This is a genomic window from Collinsella aerofaciens (assembly GCF_015555045.1).
In the GTDB taxonomy this organism is placed as follows: Bacteria; Actinomycetota; Coriobacteriia; order Coriobacteriales; family Coriobacteriaceae; genus Collinsella; species Collinsella aerofaciens_W.
Genome location: NZ_JADNJQ010000020.1, coordinates 1 through 19,117, shown reverse-complemented (window position 1 = coordinate 19,117; position 19,117 = coordinate 1). Strand labels below are relative to the sequence as shown.

11 protein-coding genes are annotated in these 19,117 nt (G+C 61.8%); 2 read left to right on the top strand and 9 right to left on the bottom strand.

The window, feature by feature from the left end; genetic code table 11:
• Positions 1 to 59 precede the first annotated feature (59 nt).
• From I2E45_RS07360 to I2E45_RS07340, 5 genes are all read right to left on the bottom strand, one after another.
• The gene (locus tag I2E45_RS07360; RefSeq protein WP_271742276.1) at positions 60 to 2,243 is read right to left on the bottom strand and encodes a DUF6020 family protein; all 2,184 of its coding nucleotides are present in this window, start codon (positions 2,241 to 2,243) and stop codon (positions 60 to 62) included.
• A gap of 80 nt (positions 2,244 to 2,323) precedes the next feature.
• A complete protein-coding gene (gene lgt / locus I2E45_RS07355) occupies positions 2,324 to 3,145 on the bottom strand; it encodes a prolipoprotein diacylglyceryl transferase (RefSeq protein ID WP_195445343.1) in 822 nt (273 codons plus the stop codon).
• A 109-nt stretch (positions 3,146 to 3,254) separates the two neighbouring features.
• On the bottom strand, positions 3,255 to 3,533 hold the full coding sequence (locus I2E45_RS07350; protein ID WP_022094472.1) for a NifU family protein: 279 nt from the start codon (positions 3,531 to 3,533) through the stop codon (positions 3,255 to 3,257).
• 170 nt (positions 3,534 to 3,703) lie between these two features.
• Entirely contained in the window at positions 3,704 to 4,228 is a 525-nt protein-coding gene (locus I2E45_RS07345; RefSeq protein ID WP_195445341.1) for a deoxycytidylate deaminase, read from the bottom strand.
• Between the two features lie 84 nt (positions 4,229 to 4,312).
• On the bottom strand, positions 4,313 to 5,164 hold the full coding sequence (locus tag I2E45_RS07340) for a type III pantothenate kinase (RefSeq protein WP_195445339.1): 852 nt from the start codon (positions 5,162 to 5,164) through the stop codon (positions 4,313 to 4,315).
• A gap of 192 nt (positions 5,165 to 5,356) precedes the next feature.
• Here I2E45_RS07340 and I2E45_RS07335 point away from each other — a divergent pair, with 192 nt between their 5' ends.
• Positions 5,357 to 7,060, top strand: a complete 1,704-nt coding sequence (locus tag I2E45_RS07335) for an OPT/YSL family transporter (RefSeq protein ID WP_195445337.1) — start codon at positions 5,357 to 5,359, stop codon at positions 7,058 to 7,060.
• A gap of 201 nt (positions 7,061 to 7,261) precedes the next feature.
• Here I2E45_RS07335 and I2E45_RS07330 read toward each other — a convergent pair whose 3' ends face one another.
• Positions 7,262 to 10,717, bottom strand: coding sequence for a CAP domain-containing protein (locus tag I2E45_RS07330; protein ID WP_195445335.1), 3,456 nt, complete (start codon positions 10,715 to 10,717; stop codon positions 7,262 to 7,264).
• Positions 10,718 to 11,024: 307 nt separating this feature from the next.
• Between I2E45_RS07330 and I2E45_RS07325 the strand changes: the two genes are divergently transcribed.
• Positions 11,025 to 12,164: a DUF389 domain-containing protein gene (locus tag I2E45_RS07325; protein WP_195445333.1), complete on the top strand. Its 1,140-nt coding sequence runs from the start codon at positions 11,025 to 11,027 to the stop codon at positions 12,162 to 12,164.
• A 126-nt stretch (positions 12,165 to 12,290) separates the two neighbouring features.
• Here I2E45_RS07325 and I2E45_RS07320 read toward each other — a convergent pair whose 3' ends face one another.
• From I2E45_RS07320 to I2E45_RS07310, 3 genes are all read right to left on the bottom strand, one after another.
• On the bottom strand, positions 12,291 to 12,641 hold the full coding sequence (locus tag I2E45_RS07320; RefSeq protein ID WP_195445331.1) for a hypothetical protein: 351 nt from the start codon (positions 12,639 to 12,641) through the stop codon (positions 12,291 to 12,293).
• Positions 12,642 to 13,237: 596 nt separating this feature from the next.
• Positions 13,238 to 18,025, bottom strand: coding sequence for a 2-hydroxyacyl-CoA dehydratase (locus I2E45_RS07315; protein WP_195445329.1), 4,788 nt, complete (start codon positions 18,023 to 18,025; stop codon positions 13,238 to 13,240).
• Between the two features lie 11 nt (positions 18,026 to 18,036).
• Positions 18,037 to 18,747: a TetR/AcrR family transcriptional regulator gene (locus I2E45_RS07310; RefSeq protein WP_195445327.1), complete on the bottom strand. Its 711-nt coding sequence runs from the start codon at positions 18,745 to 18,747 to the stop codon at positions 18,037 to 18,039.
• Between the last annotated feature and the right edge of the window lie 370 nt (positions 18,748 to 19,117).

Sequence of the window (19,117 nt, the reverse complement as noted above, 5' to 3'; positions counted from 1 at the left end):
GAAGGCGTCGTGATGATGCCACCCTTTGGTGCAAAGCAACCTGACCCCAATGCACCAAATTAGGACCAGAGGAGGTCGCTGCGGGTGATGGTGGCGCCGATGGCAAAGGGCATGCAGGCGATGACCGGATACAGGTAGCGCATGTAGGTCGAGCCATTGCAGGGACCGATCAGGCACACGGCGAGCACGCCCAGCAGCGGCACCCAAATGGCCAGCCCGCGCCACGAATGACGACGTAGCAGATAGAGCACCACGGCGATCATGATCCACACATAGGTGGCCGAGCTCATGGTGAGCGAGATAAACGGGATGCGTTGTACTGCCACGCGATACAGGTTGATCAGGTGGTCGCACCAGCGCACGACCTTGCTATCGACCGGATGGAAGTCAAAGTACTTGAGGTTATCGGGCTTCGCCATAATCTCGGCACTGCGCGCCGTGCTGTAGACCCACGCATCGCGGGCGCTCGGATAAAAGTAGCCGTAGTAGTTATTGATGAGCGCCGAGATATAGCACTCGGGATCCTTTTTGAACATCTGGGCCCACACCTCAAAATAAGCCTTGATGTCCTCCTGCGAGGCGTACTCGTTAAAGCAATTTTTGACGGCGTCCGACTTATCCGGGTTGTAACGGCGCCCCAGATTCTCGTACTTGAGCACACGGTCGATCACGGCACGCTCTTCGTCGGTCACCAAGCCGTCGCAAGGAGCCTCCACGATGGTGCCGTCCTCCTTAACCGTGGGGTTGACGCCCGAGTTGAGGCCGTCGTGCTTTTGGACAAAACGAGCCGTCTGCTGGAACGGAATCGAGAGGATTTCGCGCTTGGAACCAGGCGTGATGTCGTGTGCCGGCATAAAGACCTTGGTGAAGTACATATTAGAGGCAAGGCAGAGCGCAAGCACCGCAAGAACTCCCACCCAGCGGAAACGCGGGGTGGCGCCCGAAGGCGCAGCACCAGCCTGCTTGGCTGCACGACGAGCCACATGCACGTCCCATGCGCAAAGCGCCGCCGCGATTACGCATGCCGCCAGGGGAAACACCAGGCCGCCGTTACGCAGAAACGTGGAGCCCATGGCGCCCAGAGCAAGCAGCAGCCAGTCGTGGCGCGCAAAGAGCACGGGGGCTTTCTCGCCCGTTCGCTCGACATTGGCATCACGACGGGGCAAGCCACATGCCACGAGCTTGACGGTCTGTACCAGCAGCACCAAGAACGCGTCGGCAAAGAGCACGTCTTTGGTGAGCAACGCCGCGTAGTTAGAGAACATCGGCATAAACACAAAGAACAGCAAGATCACGCCGCGGACCGGCAGGCTCACGCCCAGCTTGCGCAGCGACGAGATGGAATAGGCCATGCAGGCGGCCGTAATGACGAACTGAGCGCAGGTGTAGATGGCAAGACCTGCGTTGGCGCTGTTGAACAGTGAAAGCCCCAGCTGGACGCACGAACCGATGATAGCCGTGTGCACCACGGGATGATGTCCGTTGAGCAACACATTGGGATTGAGCAGACGCAGGTAGTCACTCGTGCCGTTGGGGTAGTTGAACCACTGGCGAATCTGCGCACCCGTATCTCCCATAAAAAGGCCGGGCAGCGAAGCGATGAGCGTGGGCGCCCAGGCGACCATAAGCACCAGGAAGGGCCCGGCAAAGGGATGGACCGAGAGCACGGCGTGAGTCACACGCCATACGCGGCCAAAGTGCGCCTCGGAAAACGGAATGCGCCGAGAGCTCAGCCAATCTAGACACTCAAAGGCAAGGTAGAAGGCAACGACCGCCAAGAGCATCCAGCCCGCGCCGCCAATCCAGGCGCAGATGATGCGGGCTTTGTCGCCAAGGACAATCTCGGCCGAGTCGGTGAGATCGTAGCTGCGGCCGAACACCATGCAGATGGCGAAGAACAGCGACGGCAGAATGATCGATGGACGCCAGGTGTCGCCACGGCCAAAGAACACGTAGCGAAACGGCAAGGTGAGCAGGCAGGCAAGCGCAAGCAGCATGACCGCGTCGGTATGGCCGGCAAACGAGAGGAGCACCTCGTAGCACACGTACAGCATGCCCGAGGCTTTGGGGTCAATCGCCAAGACTGCGTTGCTCGACACCGGGGCAGGATCGATGGAAAACGCCGTGGTCGCCAACAGCGCGAGCAAAAATGCGATGAGCGTCTGCTTGGCGGGGTAGCGCTTAAACCAGACGATGCGGGCAGCGTCGCGCGCAGCCGTTGTGGAGAGGTCGGAATCCTTCACAGTCCGAAAGCCTTTCTAGAAACCTATCAAACTCGGCAAGACCACCACAAAGGTGCCTGTCCCCTTTGTGGTGGTCTTGGTTAGGCGTCGAGGTAGATGCGCTGGGGACGATTGCGGTGTCGGGCGAAGATGATGAGCGCCAGACCGGCAATCACGAGTGGCAGGCTCAGCAGCTGGCCCATGGTGATGACGCCCCCCAGCAGATAACCCAGCTGGGCATCGGGCACGCGCACGAACTCAACGAGAAAGCGGACGATGCCGTACCCCATCACGAACACGCCCATAAACGTACCCTGGGGCAGCAGCGGCTTTTTGCGGCTGAGCACCTGCAAAATACAGAAGAGCACGACGCCCTCTAGGAATGCCTCATAGAGCTGGGAAGGATGACGCGGCATATCGCCCGCGGTGCCGCCAAAGATCACGCCCCAGGGCAGATCGGTCGGCTTGCCCCACAGCTCGCCGTTGACAAAGTTGGCGCAGCGTCCCAGACATAAGGCCAGCGGAGCACCGATAACGGCAAGGTCGGCGATGGTCCAGGCGTCGAGCTTGTACATGCGGCACACGAGCACGCCGCCGATGATGCCGCCCACCAGGCCGCCATGGAAGCTCATGCCGCCTTCATTGGTAGCAAAGATCTCGAGCGGATGCGCCCAGTAGTAGCCGTCGCCGTAAAAGATGACGTAGAACAGGCGGGCGCCAATGATAAGGCCAAAGACCACGCCGACCACGACACTCGTCAGGTCGTCGACCGTAATGTCAAAACCCCAACGGCGCTGCGTGCGGTACATGACGACCGCCGTGAGCAGAGCTCCGACCACATAGGCCAAGCCGTACCAGTAGATGGTGATGGGCCCCGCCGAGATGGCGACGGGATCAAGCATATGGTAGAGGTCGTTGAGCATATCGGTCCCCCTGCTCCCTACATACAAATGCGGCCGCGGGCCTTGCGCTCGCAGCCGCATATTCGGGCGTGACGTCTATGCGGAGCATATCGCCCGCAGCTTTCACTTCTTAGAACGGCGCATACTCGTCGTACAGGTCATCGGTCTCGCCGGAGGCATTGACCTGCTCGACACGCGTAACGCCGGGCACGTGCTCCTTGAGGATACGCTCGATGCCCATGGAAAGCGTCAGGGCGCTCATGGGACAACCGGCACAGGCGCCCTGAAGCTCCAGCTTGACGACGCCCTCGTCATCAACGCCTATATACTCCATGTCGCCGCCGTCGGCCTGCAGGTTGGGGCGAATCTCTTCAAGAACCTTCTTAAGCAGCTCTTCGTTAACAGCCACAGGGGCTCCTTTCTCACAATAACGCGGGCGCGCCCGCGGACAGAAGCTATGTTACTACAGCCATGTACCCGCTCACGAGCCGTCCATGCGCGCAGACGCGACTTTCACGAGTAGTCAATTTGGGACGGGGCTCTTTTGGCTGTTTTGCCGCCAGCTGGCGTTGGCACGCACTACTGCTGAGCTTGTCCCCCGGTACCAATCTGAACATCGACGATGACCTGGCGGTAGCTGATGCCGCAGGAGTCGAGAATGCGGCGGCTGATACGGCCGTCATCGGTGTCGGCATACTTATTGTCCAGGTAGACGACCTCGCCCACGCCCACCTGCGCCAGGATCTTGGCGCAGTCGTGGCACGGGAACAGCGTGACGTAGACCGTGGAACCCTCGAGGTCTTTGAGCGAGCCGCGGTAGTTGAGCACGGCGTTTGCCTCGGCATGCACCACGTAGTTGTGCTTGTCCTGCAGCGGGTCGTCGCTCGTTCCCCACGGGAAAAAGTCATCGTTGAGTGCCGAGGGTGTGCCGTTGTAACCCACCGAAAGGATGCGGTGGTTGGTGTTGGCGATGCACGCACCCACCTGCGTGTTGGGGTCCTTGCTGCGGCGCTGCGCGGCGATGGCCACGCTCATAAAGAACTCGTCCCAGCTAATGACGTCCAGGCGCTTGCCTGACGAAGTTTGATGAAGATCGTCCGACATGGCAGACACCTCCGTAATCGCAATAGTTTGACCCATTGTAGCAGGTGAAAGGTGGAGGCGTTTGTCCCACCGGCGCCCTCACCTTTACACGCGGCGGGGCTTTTGGTTGATGCGGTAGAGCTCGGCGAGACCCCGCAACGTCAGCGCGTCGTCAACCGTCAGGCTATGGCCGACCAGCAACGCGAGCGCCTCGGCGTCGTCGCCGGTAATGACGATGGGCACGTCGCCCTCCCCCGCGGCCTTGGTCGCGCGCATCTCGGCGAGCACCATGTCGAGCATGCCGTCGATGCGGGCCACCTCGCCCAAGACCACGCCCGAGCGCATAGCCTCGCGCGTGTTGCGGCCGATCACATGCGTGGGCGCCGAGGGCTCGACCTGAGGCAAACGCGCCGCGGCCGCCGAAAGCGAACGGGCGCCAAGCGCCAGACCCGGCGCGATGACGCCGCCCACAAAGGTACCGCGCGCGTCGATGACCTCGATATTGGTCGTGGTGCCCAGGTCAATCACGATGCACGGAGAGCCGTAGACGGCACGGGCCGCCACGGCGTCGGCGATGCGGTCGGGACCAATCTCGGCCGGATCGTCGTAGTGCACGGGCATGCCGGTCTTAAGTCCCGGCCCCACCGTGAGCACGCGCCCCGTGCAGGTGCGGGAAAGCGCCGCTTTCCACGGGCGCTCGAGCGCCGGGACCACGCAGCTCAGCACAGCAGCCGCGGGCACAAGCGCGCCCGGCATGCCCGCATCGGCCGCCAGTGCAGCCATGACCTGCACGAGACGCATGCGCGCCTCGTCGGCTGTGGTGCTCGACGGCGTCGTGATCTCGCACGTCGCAAGCGGACATTCCTGTGCCGCGGCCGAATCCTCGGCAAACAGGCCAAAGCGAATGGACGTGTTGCCCACGTCGACCGTCAATATATATGCGCACCCATTAAGCATCGTCGGCGCTCCTTTCGTCTGCCCAGCAGTATATCGCCTACCTAAACCAGTCATCCCAAAATGACTAGCTTGCGGCTATACTGGTGCGCGGTCGTTTGCGAGCTCACGCGGCGGCCCTTGGTAACCCGACTTCCCGCGCCGTATCCGTAGCGGCGCTCCCGGGGGAAGCGGATATACGCAAAGGAGTTCTATATGAGCAATCCCTCGAACCGCACCTCGATGCGCGGTCAACTCACGCTGCGCGGCGTCGTCATCGGCGCCCTTGGCTGCGTGATCATCACGGCAAGCTCGGCCTATACCGCCCTCAAGATGGGCGCCCTCCCCTGGCCGATCATTTTCGCTGCCGTCATTTCGCTGTTCTTCCTTAAGCTCATGGGCAACGCCAGCCTCAACGAGGCCAACGTCACCCACACCATCATGTCTGCGGGCGCCATGGTCGCCGGCGGCCTGGCGTTTACCATCCCGGGCGCCTGGATGTTGGGCTATGCCGACCAGATCAGCTGGCTCGACATGTTTATCGTGGCGCTCGCCGGCACCATCTTGGGCCTTCTAGCGACAGCGCTCATCCACCGTCACTTTATCGTGGACGCCGCGCTGGAGTTCCCCACCGGCAACGCCGCTGCCCAGACTCTACGTGCTACCGAGGCCGGCGGCAAGACCGGTAAGCAGCTCTTTGGCTCCATGGCCATCGCAGGCATCTACAGCGTGCTGCGCGACGCCCTGGGCGTGGTGCCCAGTATGCTGTGCACGCTCAATATCCCCGGCGTGACCTTTGCCATCTACAACTCGCCCATGCTGCTGTCCATCGGCTTCCTCGTGGGCTTCGCCCCCGTCGCCTTCTGGTTTGCCGGCGCGCTGCTGGGCAACTTTGGCATCATCGTTGGCGGCACCGCTGCTGGCCTGTTCGATATTGTGACCGCGCAGGGTATCGTCAAATCCCTCGGTATGGGTCTTATGATGGGCTTTGGCGTCGCCGTCGTCCTCAAGGACATCCTGCCGCAGGTCGCCGGTATCGTCCGCGGTCTTGCCGCCGACAGCTCCACCGACACCGACGAGCAGTCGCTTATCTCGGGCTCTCTTAAGCTCGACGCCGGCATCATCGGCCTGGGCGCTGCCGCCATCGCCGTAATCGTTGCCATCGCGCTCGACCTTGGCCCCGTTCCGGCCGTCATCGTCACGTTGTTCACCTTTGTCACCACCATCATGAGCGCGCAGAGCTGCGGCCAGACGGGTATCGACCCCATGGAAATCTTTGGCCTCATCGTTATGCTCATCGTGGCTGCCTTCGCACAGATCGCTCAGGTCAAGCTGTTCTTTATCGCCGGCATCGTTGCCGTGGCGTGCGGCCTTGCGGGCGACGTCATGAACGACTTTAAGGCCGGCGCCGTGCTGGGCACCAACCCGCGTGCGCAATGGATCGGCCAAGCCATCGGCGGCATCGTGGGCGCCCTGGTCGCCGCAGCCGTCATGGTCGCGCTCGTCACCGCCTATGGCCCGGACGCCTTTGGCCCCGACAAGAGCTTTGTTGCCGCGCAGGCAAGCGTCGTCGCCACCATGGTCTCGGGCATCCCGAGCGTGCCGTGGTTCGTTGGCGGCTTTATCGCCGGCATCGTCATGTACTGGCTCGGCATTCCGGCCATGATGATCGGCCTGGGCGTGTACCTGCCGTTCTACATGTCACTCACGGCATTCCTGGGCTCCTGCGTCAAGCTCGCCTACGACAAGTGGTCCGCCCACCGCGACGCCACCGCTGGTCTTTCCGACGAGGAGAGAGCTGCCAAGGACGCCGCCTTCCAGGAACAGGGTCTGGTCGTTGCCAGCGGCCTGCTCGGCGGCGAGTCCATCGTCGGCGTTATCCTGGCGTTTGTCTCCGTGGGCTTAAGCCTGCTGGGCTAAGTCGAGCAGCTGCTCGACAGCAACCATATTGCCTACGGCTTGCCCGGTCGGTAGCTTCTGCGGCTGCTGACCGGGCTTTTTGATATCGAAACAAAGAAAGGCCGGCGCGCTGCGTTTAACAGCGCGCCGGCCTTATCGGTTAAGCTATCGAAGCGTTCCTGCTATGAACCGAAGTTCGTTGCAGAATCTACGCTCGAAACGCTACATCTGCTTGCGACGACGATCGCCCAGCGTCACGCCCGCTGCCACGAGCGTCACACCGCCGATGACGAACACCTCGCCCGCAAGCGCGGAATTGTCGCCAGTCTGGGCGAGCGCGGCAGGCGCAGCCTGTTTCTTGGCAACGGGGGCCTTTGCAGCAGCCTGCGCAACCTGAGGCTTGGCCTGCGGCTCAGCCTTGGGATGATACTTGTCGTACTCGGCCTGAGCGGCAGCCAGGGCATCCTTGGCATCTCCGAGCTCGGCAAGCGCGGCGGCATAGGCGTCGTTGGCATCGGACAGCTTGGCATCGGCATCGCTCAGAGCAGCCTTGAGGCCAGCGGCGGCATCGACGGCGGCCTTATAGCGAGCGTAGGCAGCGTTCAGCTTGACCAGCTTCTCGTTGCCCGTCGTGCCCGCGGCAAGGGATGCCTTGTGGTCGACAGCCTCAAGATCGGCCTTGAGCGCCTCGTCGTTGGCAAGCTCGGCCTTGGCCTCGACGATCTCGAAGGTCGCATCGACGACGGCTTCGTTGGCGGCCTCGAGCTGCTTCTGGGCATCGGCGACACCGGCGACGGCGGCGTCATAGGCGGCCTTGGCGTCGTCGACCGCCTTCTGGGCTCCAGCGAAGCGCTCGAAGGCCTTGTTTGCGCCGGCCAGTTCGCCCTCGGCAGCCTTGGCCTTCGCCTGTGCGTCGGACAGGGTCTGCGTCTTGGCGGCAACTGCCTGCTTGGCGCCCGAAAGAGCGGTCGCGGCGTGCACATCTGCGGCCTGAGCCTTGTCAACGCCAGCCTGGGCAGTGTCGTCGGCCTTCTTGGCATCGTTAAGCGTGCCCTGCTTGTTCGCAAGATCCGTCTTGGCGGCATCGCACTTGGCGGCAAGGTCCTTGACCGAAGCGGTAGCGTTGTCATACGCCTCATTGGCCTGTTCGGACTTTGCCTTGGCGGCATCGCGGGCGCTGCGAGCCTTCGCCTTGTGAGCAGCGGCCTCGGCTGCCTTCGTCTTACTGCCAGCAAGCGTGGCGTTTGCCTTATCGAGAGCCGCCTGGGCAGTAGCGGCCTCGGCCTTGGCGGCATCGAGGTTCTGCTTGAGGGACTCGATGTCGATTCCGCCGAGTGCGTCCTTCGCGGCGTCGTATGCCGTCTTCGCGGCGGCGGTACCGGACTTAGCCTTCTCATACTCGCCCTTGGCGGTGTTCATGTTCGTGTCGGCCGCGGTATAGGCGTCGCGAGAGCTTTCTTGCTTATCCAATGCGTCAGAATAAGCCGTTCCGGCAGTCCCGAAGTTCTTCTGCGCCTCCGCCAGCTTATTCTGTAGCTGCTTCAGCTGCTCCTTCTGCTCCTGAGTGCCGCCTGCATTGTAAGCAGAATCGATATAGTCGGTGACGAGCTTCTTGAACTCGGAGACAGTAAAGTCCTTCTGCCCCGTGCTTCCACTATAGTCGAAAATGGTTACCTCGGAATCGGTGTTCTTACCGCTACCAGTTGCGATGCCGATAGCCTTCGCACCGGCATCGATGATATTGAGATAGTGTCCGCACTCATGGTAGATGCTGTTGTAGTGCTGGTAGATATAGTAGGAATCATATCGGTGGCTGCCGAGTTCGTCGCCATACTGTGCAACGTACTTATCGAATGCCTCTTTCTCCTGGGTGTAGAGACCGGTATATGGCCAGCCGAGGGTATCCTCGGTTTCGCCTCCGGTGTATGCTCCGCCGCCGCCCGCAAGGTTCTCACCTTGATCGAAATAGCAGTTCGAGTGTCCCCAGATGTTCGATGAATATGATGTATTAAGTGCGGCTGCCGCAGTCATGCGGAGGCTGACGCTGAGCTCCGACTGACCGTTCGCCTTGCGGAGGTTGTTCTGGGTATCGAGGTAGGTCAGGGCGTTGCGCATCTGCTCCAAGGAAAGCGGATTGGTGTCGCGAGACATGTCCTGATCGACGTACTTGTCATACCATTCGGCCTTGTCAGCGGCACCGGTCAGCATCGATGCGGCTTCCTGGGCATTCTTTTTCTGCGTGGCCGTGAACTGGCTGCCGCCGATGATGTAGTTCATGAAGCCGAACATACCCTGGTTGATGACATTCTGGTCTACGGTCATGTTCGACTTGAGGTCGGCAATCTGCTGGTTAAGCTTCTCGACCTCGGCGTTTGCGGCGTCGTATGCATTGTGCGCGTCGGTTACTTCAGCACGAGCCTGATCGAACTCGTTGCTCTTCTGCTGACGAATCTCGACGAGTCGGTCGTACTCAGCCTTCTTGTCGGCCTCGGTCTGCTGGGCCTGCTCGTATGCCGTCTTCGCGGCGTCACGCTTACTGGCCGCGTCCTTGTACTCCTTGTTTGCCGCATCGTATGCAGACTGGGCAGATGCCACGGCAGCGTTGGCGGCGTTGGCCTTCTCCTGCGCGGCGGTGGCGGTATTCTGGGCCGCCTGCAGGTTCGCCTGGGCGGTAGCGTCGGCATCCGTCGCGGCATTGAGCTCCGTCTGCGCGGTCTTGAGCTCACCAGCAGCAGCGTTCATGGCGGCCTCAAGCGCACTCAGGTCAACACCCGTACCCGAGACGGCAGCATCGAGCGCGGCCTGCGCCTGGTTGAACTTCTGCTGGGCGTTATCGCGCGCGGTGGTTGCGGCTGCGAGAGCAGCGGCAGTCTCCTGCTTCTTGGCCTGGGCAGTCGTCAAAGCTGCCTCGGTATTCTGCTTTTCCTGCTGGGCGCTGGCCTCGGCAGCCTTGGCCTGGTCCAGATTGGCCTGTGCAGTAGCAACGACCTTATTGGCGTCATCGAGCTTTGCCTGTGCGTCCTCGACGGCCTTCTTGGCGGCCTCGTACTCGTCCATACCCATGGCCTCGAGCTTGGCCTGGGCATCATCGAGGGCCTTCTTGGCCTCATCCTGCTTTGCCTTGGCGTCCTTGAGCGCCTGGGTCTTATCCTCGACACTCTTGTTGGCCTGTTCGAGCTGATCGTTCAGGTCGCCCAGCTTCTTCTGCTGCTGCTCGGTCTTTTCGACGGCTGCCTTAAGCTCATCGATCTTCTCCTGAAGCGCGGCTACCTCGGCCTCGTTCTGCTCGGCGGCGTTATCGGTCACGGCCTGCGAGGCCTGATTCTTTTGCTGCTGTGCCTGCTTTTGAGACTGGCCCGCCGCGTCGGCCTTCTTCTGGGCGGCATCGTAGGCGGCCTGAGCGTCCTTGAGCTGTTTTGCCGACTCCTCGGCCAGCTGGGCAGCCGTCTTTACGACCGCTTGGTTACCGGCGGCAACGGTATTCTCTACAGAACTACCCCCCCCCTGAACAGAATCGCCGTTATCGGTTGACGGTGCGGCGATTGCCGCCAGCGGCGACATGAGCGGCTGAGCGATGAGGCCCGCCGTCAAAACGGTTGCGACGGCGCGGTTAGCAACGCCCTTGACGTTGACAGTCTTGGCCCGAGGCTCAAAGTGTTGTGGACTGTAGTTTGCCATGGCTTTCTCCCTTTGACACGGATGTATCCATACGTATCAAACGGTAGCTGTCGATTTTTGAATTCTGTTGCGCAACATTGGCGACCAGCGTATTTTTTGAAATTCACGCTCTCGTGCTTCACAGTTTCGTCACATTTGAAGGAACTGGTGCATCATATTCTCGCGGGATGGAATTGAGCCTGTGATTTGCATTTGCTCCCGCGTCATCCGCCCTATCGGATTCCGCATCCAACAGACACCCCGCCCGCCACGGTGTAGAGTTAGGACAACGGGCGCGTTGCGCGGACCGCGCTGGAACGAGGTGGACATGGAACTCGACAAACAACAGATCAAGCGACTACGCGAACGCCATCACCGGCGCCACGGCATCCGCCCTGCCCATAGTGAGGCTGCCGAGCAGGCTGGTCGCTTTTTAAAGCGCGCGTTCAACATTCGCGAGGGACGCGCGCCCTATCACGTGATCCGCAAGCGTTTTGTAAACGGGGCGCGTCTGACTGGCTCTCACCTGTGTATCCTCATCATCGCCATGCTCATCGCAAGCATCGGCCTCGATATCGATTCGGACATTGCCATCGTGGGCGCCATGCTCATCTGCCCGCTTATGGGCTCGGTCCTTGCCATGGCATACGGTATTGCAACGCTCGACCGCGAGATCACCGTCGAGGCCATTGCCAGCCTCGCACTGCAGATGGTCTTTTGCCTGGTCACGTCCACGCTGTACTTTAAGCTCTCGCCCCTTGGCACCACCACGGCGGCCATCATCGACAACTCGACACCCACCATATGGGACCTTGCCGTCGCGCTCGCGGGCGGCTTTGCGGGTGGCCTGGGCAACTCGCGCGACCAGGAACCCGCCACGCTCATCGCCGGCGTGGCCGTGGCGACCGCGCTCATGCCGCCCCTGTGCGCGGCGGGCTATGGCATCGCCATCGCAAGCGGGTCGCTGTTTCTCTCGGCGCTCTACGAGTTTGGCATCAACGTGGTCTTTATCGCACTGGCCGCCGAAGCCGTGCTGCTTCTTCTGCGCGTGCCGCTCAAGCGCGACCTGAACGGCGACGGTATTGTGACCGCTGAGGAAGACACCGAGGTCGACGAGCTGTCACGCAAAGTGCGCCGCCGCATCATCGTGGGAACGGCCATCTTTGCCATCCCCTGCATCGTTATGACGGCGGGGTCCATTGGCTCGGCGCAGACCGGCGTGCAGGACGGCTACGGTGTCACCGAAACTACGCGCGAACTTGCCGCGGTGCTGCCAGGCTTTAAGGATTACACCGTCGCCGTCGAGACCTCGGCTACCGAAGGTGACGAGGAAGGCATCGTCGAGCGCGAGATTGTCGCCCATGTGACGACAGGCGAGGCGCTTGGGGCACACGACCGTCACGTCGCCCGCAAGCTCATCGACCTCAATGTGCCCGAGCTCGATCGCGTGGAATTTGACGTGAAGTGATGCAGAGCGCGGGATGAATGCTCGCACGGACGCAAGTTACGACGAGGCGCAGGCGCGATACGGACACGAGCAAATAGCGGGGTGCAGTTCACACCCGCGCCCCGCTCGCTTTTTTATTGCCGTGAATCAACTGTCCGAATCGACATCGCCAGACTCCACCGTAAACGCAGGTTTGGTGCTCACCAGATAAAATCGGGTCACTTTGCTATCTCTAAATAGATAGAGCTGGCCCTGCTCGCGTCGGCGTGACATATACGCCACGTGGACCGTACCGAATTCTTCGCCGTTTTCCTTCTTTAATGTCAGGATGTTGGGGTCATCCGTACGCTTAAACTGCCCGTCAACGCAGCTGCCGTCTTTGTCGACCAGTTGCCACCGATGGTTATCCTCTTCAAGAAAGGCCAGGGTTTCCAGACTCGTCTTGTCGTCCCGATAGTAACCGTCAATGGCAAAACCTTCGGAAGCGCATTTCTGCATGTAGGACGTTTCTCGGCTTATAGCAAACAGCCCTGTAGCGCCTAGGAGCACAGCTAGACAGATCACTGCAAGGGTTATCGAAATAGCACGGCGACCCATGTTAGCCCAACCGATAGTTGTTTAACGGAGCGTGAAACATACCTGGAACCTCCGATATCAGGGGGAACGTCGCCAGCAGGCTGGCGACAACTATATGTTTCTGACATCAAACCATATGGCTGCCACTCGCGGAGGGGGCATCGGCGAACGGCGTGTTTTCATACTCCATTGGTCAAACCTAAGCGCGGCCCTACAGCTCGTACTTGTACACGCGGTAGATGTACTTTTCGGCTTCCATCTCGTAGGTGGCGATGGGCAGACCGTGGCGGTCGTCTCGTCGTTTGGCAGATAGGTCACGCTGTGCCGGCCTGCATTGAGCGAGAAATCGCCCTGGGCCTGCAATAACTTGTCTTCAAAGCCCGAGCCAGCCCAGAAATCGGGCGAGCCCACGGAAGGCTGTAGCAAGGTCATTTGCGCAACATATGTCCAGCAAAAAACGGGTAGTAGCCGGTATGGCTACCACCCGCTTGCCTCATATCTAGCCCATAGCAGGCCAGCTACTTCTTAATGCCGCGTCCCAGGCGCTTGGCGACCGACGCCACGGCACTCTCGTCGACCGGCCCGCAGCTCACACAGCCGTCGTGGGCACGCATCTGGCCGGTGACCTCGTCCATCGCGAGCGGCGCCACCTTCTCGAGCTTAAAGCCCTTACCGGCGCGCATGTTCTCCTTGGCCACGCTGATCATAAGCTTAATCCGGTTGAGCTGGTTGACCTCGGACGCACCGGGGTCGTAGTCCACCGCGACGATATTGCTCTCGGGGTGCTGGCGGCGCAGTTCCTTGATCACGGCCTTGCCCACCACATGGTTGGGCAGGCACGCGAAGGGCTGCGTGCAGATGATATTGGGTGCGCCATGATCGATCAAGTCGAGCATCTCGGCCGTGAGCAGCCAGCCTTCGCCCATGTTGTTGCACACCGAAAGCACCGTGCGGGCCTTATCGGCCATGGTGCCGATGCGCTCGGGCGCCTCAAAGCGGCGGGACTTCTCGAGCATCTCTTCCACCGGCGTGCGCATCCAGTCCACCAGCTTGATGAGCGCCTGCATGCCCGCACGCGTGGTAGCAGAGCTTCCCAGCTCGTCCTTCTGCAGCTCGGCGTTGCTCATGGAGTACAGGAAGAAGTCGAGCAGGCCCGGCACTACGGCCTCGCAGCCCTCGCGCTCGATGACATCGACCACGTGGTTGTTGGCTGTGGGGTGGAACTTGACCAGGATCTCGCCGACCACGCCCACGCGCGGCTTGGTGCCCTCGCCCGCAAGCGGCATGGTGTCGAACGCGCGGATGGCCTCGCGGCACAGCTTGGTGTAGTTGTGGCGGTTGAACTTGGGCGCCAGTTTGCGGGCGCGCGCCATGTACTCCTCGTAGAGCACGTTGGCGGCGCCGGGCGTGGCCTCGTACGGGCGGCAGCGGTAGAGCATCTGCATCATCACGTCGCCAAAGAGCACCGCGTAGACCGCCTGCTTGAGCAGAGCCGGCGTAATCTTAAAGCCAGGGTTGTCCTCGCCGAGCGCCACGGCCGAAAGCGAGATCACCGGAATCTCGGGGTGGCCGCTCTCACGCAGAGCCTTGCGGATGAGCGCGATGTAGTTGGTGGCACGGCAGCCGCCGCCGGTCTGGCTGATGACCACAGCCGTCTTGGACAGATCGTACCGACCGCTCTCGATGGCCTCCATAATCTGGCCCGTCACCAGAATCGACGGATAGCAGATGTCATTGTTCACGTAGCGCAGGCCCGCCTCGACGGCGTCATGGTCGGTCGAGGGCAGCAGCTCCAGGTTGTAGCCGGCACCGCGGAATACCTCTTTGACCAGGTCAAAGTGGATCGGCGCCATCTGCGGGCACAGGATGGTGTAGCCCTCCTCGCGCATCTGCTCGGTAAAGGGCACCTTGGGCCACGCGGTCGATGCGCTCTCACGCTGCGCTTCGAACGTGTACTTGCGGCTCGCGAACGCGGGGGCATCCGTGGAGGGCGCCACCGGCGCGGCGTCGCCCTGCTCGTAGGCCTCGCCCGCGGCCGTGGCCTCGGCCAGGCGCTCGGCCTCCTGGTCCTTAAGCGCGGCCATGAGCGAGCGGATGCGGATGCGCGCGGCGCCCAGGTTGGACACCTCGTCGATCTTGAGCACGGTGTAGATCTTGCCGCTGGCCTCCAGAATCTCCTGCACCTGGTCGGTGGTCAGAGCGTCCAGGCCGCAGCCGAAGGAGTTGAGCTGGATCAGGTCCAGGTCGTTGCGCATCGTCACAAAACGGGCGACGGCGTACAGGCGGCTGTGATACATCCACTGATCGACGACGCGAATCGGACGCTCGGGCTTCACCAGATGCGCGAGCGAATCCTCGGTAAAGACCGCAAAGCCAAAGCTCGAGATAAGCTCGGGCAGGGCATGGTTGATCTCGGGGTCGTTATGGTAGGGACGACCGGCGAGCACGATGCCGTGACCGCCGTGGTCCTCGACCCACTTGAGAGCCTCCTCGCCCATGGTCTGGATATCCTCGTGGAAGCGCGCGTCGGCCTCAAAAGCAGCGTTGACGGCGGTATCGACCTCGGAGCGCGTGATCTTGGGACCGCGCACGCGACCGCGACCGGCCTCAGCATCGGCCACACGGTCGACGGCGAGCACCTGGTACAGGCGGCGCTTGAGCTCGGTCTTGTCGTGATACGGCACAAACGGATACAGGAACTCGATGTTCTGCTCGCGGATCTCGTCAATATTGAGCGCCAGCGCCGTGGGGTAGCTCATGACGATGGGGCAGTTATAGCAGTTGCCAGCCGTCGGATCCTCCTTGCGCTCCCAACGCACGCACGGCATCCAAATGAAGTCGACATCGCGGTCGATGAGGTTCATCACGTGGCCGTGGCTCATCTTGGCCGGATAGCATACGCTCTCGGACGGCATGGACTCGATGCCCGCCTGGTAGGTCTTCTTGCTCGACTGGTCGGACAGCTGCACGCTAAAGCCCAGGCGCGTAAAGAACGCGTGCCAGAAGGGGTAGTTCTCGTACATGTTGAGCGCGCGCGGGATGCCGACGGTGCCGCGCGGGGCCTCGTCGGGGCTCAGGACCTCGCGGTTAAAGAGCAGCTCGTTTTTCTTTTTGAAGAGGTTGGGGGCCTCGGTCTTCTGCTTTTTGTGGCCGGCGCCCTTCTCGCAGCGGTTGCCGGTAATGAAGCGCCTACCGCCGCCAAAGTCGTTGACGGTGAGCTGGCAGTTGTTGGAGCAACGGCCGCAGCGGACATGCTTTTGCGTCACGGTGAGGTGCGCGATGTCCTCAGCCGAAAGAATGGTCGAGGTGCCGTCGGCGCCGGCGCGATCGCGGGCGAGCAGGGCCGCACCGTAGGCGCCCATGCAGCCGGCGATGTCGGGGCGCACGGCATGAACGCCGGTGAGCTGCTCAAACGCGCGCAGCGTGGCATCGGACATAAAGGTGCCGCCCTGGACGATTACCTGGCTGCCGATCTCCTTGGGATCGCGCAGCTTAATGACCTTGAACAGGGCATTCTTGATGACGGAATAGGACAGGCCGGCGGCGATGTCGCCCACCGTGGCGCCTTCCTTTTGCGCCTGCTTGACGCGCGAGTTCATAAAGACCGTGCAGCGACTTCCCAGGTCGACCGGGGCTTTGGCATGGATGGCGGCGTTGGCGAACGCGTGCACGTCCATGTTCATAGAGACGGCGAAGCTCTCGATAAAGCTACCGCAACCCGACGAGCAGGCCTCGTTGAGCATGATGTGCTCGATGACGCCGTCCTTGACGCGCAGGCACTTCATGTCCTGGCCGCCAATGTCCAGAATGAACTCGACGCCGGGCAGGAACGCCTTGGCGCCGCGCAGGTGCGCGACGGTCTCGATCTCGCCGGAATCGGCCTTGAGGGCCTCGATGAGCAGCGCCTCACCGTAGCCCGTGGTGGTCACGTGGCCGATGGTGCAGCCCGCGGGGATGTGGTTGTAGAAATCGGCCATGATGACCTTGGCCGTGCCTAGGATGTCGCCGTTGTTGTTGCCGTACCAGGTGTGCAGCAGCTGACCGTCCTCGCCCACGAGCGCGGCCTTCATGGTGGTGGAGCCGGCGTCGATGCCGATGAACACGCGTCCGGTGTAGCCTTCGAGCTTGCCCTTGGGGACGACCTCGGTGTCGTGGCGGGTCTTGAACTCGGCAAAGTCCTCGTCGGTGGCAAAGAGCGGATCCAGACGCTCGACCTCGGCACCCTGCGTGTCACCCAGGGCATCGATGGCCCCGATGAGCTGCGGGAACGTGCTGAGCTTGTTGGACTCGTGCGCCATGGCGGCGCCGCTCGCCACAAACAGGTGAGCGTTTTGGGGCACGATACGGTGCTCCTCGTCCAGATTGAGCGTGAGGTAGAAGCGGTGGCGCAGCTCGGAGAGATACTGCAGCGGGCCGCCCAGGAAGGCGACGTTGCCGCGGATGGGACGGCCGCACGCCAGGCCCGAGATGGTCTGGGTCACGACAGCCTGGAAGATGGAGGCGGCCACGTCCTCGGGGCGGGCGCCCTCGTTGAGCAGCGGCTGCACGTCGGTCTTGGCAAAAACGCCGCAGCGGCTGGCGATGGGATAGATGGTGGTGGCGTTGGCCGCGAGCTCGTTGAGGCCGCTGGCGTCGGTGTGGAGCAGGGTTGCCATCTGGTCGATGAACGCACCCGTGCCGCCGGCGCAGGTGCCGTTCATGCGCTGCTCGATGCCGTTATCGAAGTAGATGATCTTGGCGTCCTCGCCGCCCAGCTCGATAGCGACATCGGTGGCCGGGATGAGGGTCTCGACGGCACGCTTACTGGCGATGACCTCCTGGACAAACTCCAGGTCGAGCCACTGGGACAGCAGAAGGCCGCCCGAGCCGGTGATGGCGCAGGTCATCTGGGCCGTCGGCAGCACGGTCGCAGCGCCCTCGAACAGGTCGCGGGCGCAGGCACGGACGTCGGTGTGGTGGCGCTGGTACTTGGCGTAGACGATCTGGTTGTCGTCGTTGAGCACGGCAAGTTTAACGGTGGTGGAGCCCACGTCGATGCCCAGGTGCAGGTTGCCGCGGGCGGCCTCGGGGTTGAAGATCGCGCCTTCGGGGGCGTGGACGGCGGTGACAGCTACGGGCTCAGCGGCGGTGGCGGGCTCGCTAGCGATGGACGTCTCCCCTGCCGCGTTCTTGGCCTCGGCAACCGCCTCGGCGACCTTCTCGGCAGCGGCAGTCGCGGCCTTCTGCGCGGCGTCCACCACGGCGGGCGCGGCCTCGCGTGCGGCAGCAACCACACGGTCTTTAATGCCCTCGACGAGTTTGCTCATTGTCTCTCCTCTTAGTTGTTGGACTCGACGGTTGCGGTGCTGTCGACCGCGTCCTCGAGCTGCAGATTCAATAGCTTCATGCCGTATTCCGGCACGTTGATATCGATGGGTTGGCCATACAGGTCACCAGGGCGTACAAAAGCGATAACCGTCATAATACGCGCCATGGCCTCGGGCGATTCGGTGAGCCCACGCTCAAACCAGCGCTGAATCAGGCCGACCTCGGCACTCACGACGTAGGTGACGTAGTAGTCAAAGAACGTGCCCAGCGCCAGGCCCAAAATGCCCGTCTGCGCACGCGGCACCACAGCCTCACGTGCGGTGTCGATGATCCGCTTAATGAAGGCGGGGTCGCCGCCCGGGCCCAGCAGGGCCCCGATAAGGTCGCGATTGGCCGCAAGATAGCGAAGCAGCTCAACCGAACCGGGTGCCGGCTCGAGCTCGTCGATGTTGCGGTAAAGATCGGGTAATTGAGCTGCGGTGATGAGCTCAATGCGCTCACGGATCTCGGCCAGCAAGCCGTCCTCGATTTGATTGATAAAGTCGGGGATATCGCGGTAGTGCGAATAGAACGTGCGGCGCGTAAGGCCAGCGCGCTCGGTGAGCGACGCGACATTAATGCGCGAAAGGTCGCCGCTTTCGGCAAGCTCGCTGGCAAGTGCCTGGCGAAGGGCACGCTGCGAGCGAAGGGACCGGCGGTCGCATTTTTCGAGCTGGGACAAGCGTCCTCCTTGTTACTCAACCTGTGCGCTATTGCACAGTGCGAGTATTATTGCACACCGTGTGCATCAACACGTAAAGGCAATATTTGGAATGTGACGAAGGGGCAGCCTCTTTGTCACATCCAGCGACCGCCTAGGTTGTGCCGGTTGTGCCAGGCTTTTAGAGCGGCATTACCGATTGTCCAAAATGTCATTCGTGGGTAGAATAGTGTCGACGGCAGCCCAAGTTCTGGAAAGCTGGGCAGCGCCGTTGCTTGGATTAAGGGGTCAACGCCTTAGCGGCGGCGACCCCTTTAATATGAGAAAGCCATTGTCAATAGGCGTGTTTGTTCGAGCCCGGTTTTAAACCGGGCTTTTTCGTTTCCCGTCG